Genomic DNA, 3,473 nt, shown 5'->3' on the forward strand with positions numbered 1-3,473 from the left:
GACTATATCCTTGGACTGCAATCATCCGGGCGCCTGCAAGAAATGTATGACCGGGCAAGCATCGGAGAGCGCATCAGCATAAGAGAAGGCATAGAGACAGCCGGCTATAAAGTAAAAGACATCCTCGACACGGAAAAAGAAAAACAAGAAGCACGTAAAAAACGGGATGCCGCCCGCAGGAAACGTTCCGAAGAACTAATGGCCAAACTGGGCATTGTACCCGATAAAGCAAACGAAGCAGACAGTCTCTTAGGAGAGAACGGAGAGCCAGCAGACGGAGAGTTAGACGGTGGAAAAGAAACGTCCGCCCCATCAAATAGTAGGATGGACGTTATAAGCAACCATGAAGACAAGTCAGATGACACAGTTACCCGACAAGAGCCAGACATTTCCGAAAACAAAGATACACAAAACCAAAGGGGAAAACAACCGGATGAAGCGAATGCCGGACAAAAAGTGAAAAAAAGCGAGGTCTCAGGTAGTGATACATTTTCTGATTTCGCCAAAGAGACCTTCCATAAAATAGAGGAACAATTATCGGACAGCCTTAAAGGCCGTGTTACCGTTAGAACATCTTCAACTGGTAATGAGGTAGAAGAGAACTTTATCATAGAGTTGAATGTGGATGGCAAGCCAAGCGGTATATATTACGTGGAGTTTTTCGAAGCTCCTATTACGGATGTTGCCGGGTGGTTTGCGTTAGATGATTTCAATGTAGATACTCCTGAAAAATGGGATATCTATGAGCAATCTTTTGATAATTTCCTAAAAGAGCATCCAGATGTTAAAAAGCATGGTGCAGTATTGTTCAGCGAATCTGGAGGTGCTTTCCGTCGTATGGAGGATGCTTTGTCCTTCAGAGAGTATGCACAAGCCCGCTTTTCATCTGAAAACAATGATGAGAAAAATGATAATCCAAAAAAGAAATTAGAGTCTCAAAAGACTAAGAAAATTGAGGATGTAGGCGAGAAGATTGGCGGAGCAAGAAAGGACAAGATTCATGAATATGTAGAGAAGGAAAAGCGTGCGTCTGAGAGCAAAGATGATGTGCTTGCTGATTTAGCACAACTTCCATTGAGCAAGATATATAATTTTGACTATGAAACATTGCGCAAAGAAGGCGTTTCAAATGAGGCTATAACACTGTTGCAGGTAATAAAGAGTACCATTCCTTCCAAACCAAGAAAAGACTACAAACTTAGACGTTGGGTATCTGATGTCTTTAGCATGTATCACCTCGCATTAAAAATCATTACTTCTGACACATCGACACAACAAGATATTATGCGTAAGGCGTTGAATATCCCGGCCGTAGAGAAACGTTATCGTGCTCGGATGGCGCTTGGCGGTTATGATGGAGGTATAGAACTCGGCACAGCCACACTTGAAGAACTTCAGGAGACTGCGGGACACTATGACAAGGAAGGCAATTGGATTTCGGCAAAGGGACAATGGTTTGTTACCGGAGCAGACAGATACGGAGGTATCTACAAAACACTGGACGAGGCAAAAGAAGCACTACGCAATTTTGCCGGAGTTTCGGAGGGAAACAAGGGTGATAAAAAAGTGCAGTTCTCAATATACTCATATCGTAAGGACGGTACCTCTTTTATCACAATAAAAGGCAAACCATCAATTGTCATAGAGAGCGGCTTCAAGAATGTAACAGAGGCGCATAAATATTTGAAGGAACATTATGATGATTTGGTTGCCAAATGGGGAGGAATGAAAGAAACGGCAAACGTAGGTTTCAAGGAGGGACAACCCCGACAAGGTAAAGACTGGCGTGCAGGCAGAGATATCAGTGCAGAAGAGTTTCGCAATACATTTGGCTTCAGAGGAGTGGAATTTGGTAACTGGGCAAATCAGGCAGAACGCCAGACTGCTCTGAATAATGCGTATGATGCTTTGATGGACTTGGCGGAAGTAATAGGGAAAAGTCCCAAAGCCTTATCGTTGAACGGGGAGCTCGGCATTGCATTCGGTTCCCGAGGAAGTGGCAAGGCCTCTGCTCATTACGAACAATCGAAAGTCGTCATCAATCTGACCAAAACACAAGGAACAGGATCCCTCGCCCACGAATGGTGGCATGCACTTGACAACTATTTTGCCCGCAAACGCGGACAACGTAACGGATTTAACTCTGACCGTACTGGGTACAAATATAATGCTGATAAAAAGAAACTTTATAGTGAAGAGGAGAGGCAAGAACTTACAGACTCCTTTAAAGAACTGATGAAGGCTATCAATAATAGTGGATATGGTCAGCGTAGCAAGAGTTATGCCTCCATGAAATCCTCTTATTGGAATCGTCCGACGGAACTTGGTGCCCGTGCTTTTGAAACATGGGTCAATAGAAAGTTGTCTGAGAATGGAGTCATAAATTATTTTCTTGCAACACCACCGTTACAATGGGGAGATTTTGAATTTGTAAACAAGTATTATCCTTATCCCATGGAAAGTGATTTTGAGTCACTTGATACGGCTTTTGATAATCTTTTCAATACCATACAAGAGAAAGTTGACGAAGATACAGGAAACAGTGTGTTATTTAATATTGGCAGAGAGGAGTCAGTGGGCGCAATGACCGAGCAACAGCGAGTCGTGTTTGAGTCCGTTATGGAAATGCTTGAGAGAGCCGGTATCCCTGTCGAGATACTCACCGAAGAAGAGATGCAGCAGTTGGCGGAGAGGGGAGATGTTACATTATTGGGTAAGAAAAAAGCACCCGAAACCGACTCCTCTCTCCAAAATGAAGAGTATCAACGTACCGTCATCTCGAGTGCTGATGGTGCAAAGATATTGAATAATCTGGATAATCTTGCAAAAGAGTATGAAAATGCTTCAACAACAGAAGAAAAAACTTTCATAGGTAATGTATCAAGGGCTTTAGGTAGTAAGAACAAAGGTAAACCGAGTCAATATGCAACATTTGAGACCAAGAACGGCAAAATAATCACTATTCGGTTGAGCAATCACAATGCTACAGTATCGAATTTCGACAACGTAGACGAGACAGATGGCATAAGTATTGTAGTAAGCCCGAAAAAGAATGCGGGCATTAGCAATGACGGCAATGCGCACATCGTAGAATTTTACTATGATGCCATCAAGCTGCGAAAGGCTGAAGGCAAACCGCTCGCAGAGATTGTCCGTTCTATCAAGCAGGCATTGTACAGCGGCGAGTATAAAGACACAACCGGACTGGCACAGCGCCAGGAGGTGAACGAGCTGTCCCCCAAACTACAAGCAGACGGAGATAACATAATCTACGGTGCCACCGCAGGGGGCAAGATATACCTCAACGGCAGCGCATTGAACCCCGAGACCCCGATACACGAGTACACCCACCTGTGGGACACAGCCTGCCAAAAGAGCAATCCCGAGCTGTGGCGCAGAGGCGTAGAGCTGATGAAGCAAACACCACTGTGGGAGCAGGTGAAGGCCGACCCCGCCTATGCAGACCTGACGAC

The 3,473-nt window shown here is 44.5% G+C and carries 1 protein-coding gene; it reads left to right on the forward strand.

Translation table 11 applies throughout. The annotated features are described in order from the left end of the window. On the forward strand, positions 1 to 3,473 hold a 3,473-nt coding region (locus BN2628_RS17325), incomplete at both ends, for an LPD5 domain-containing protein (protein WP_257606323.1).

Source organism: Gabonia massiliensis (genome assembly GCF_001403595.1).
In the GTDB taxonomy this organism is placed as follows: Bacteria; Bacteroidota; Bacteroidia; order Bacteroidales; family Coprobacteraceae; genus Coprobacter; species Coprobacter secundus.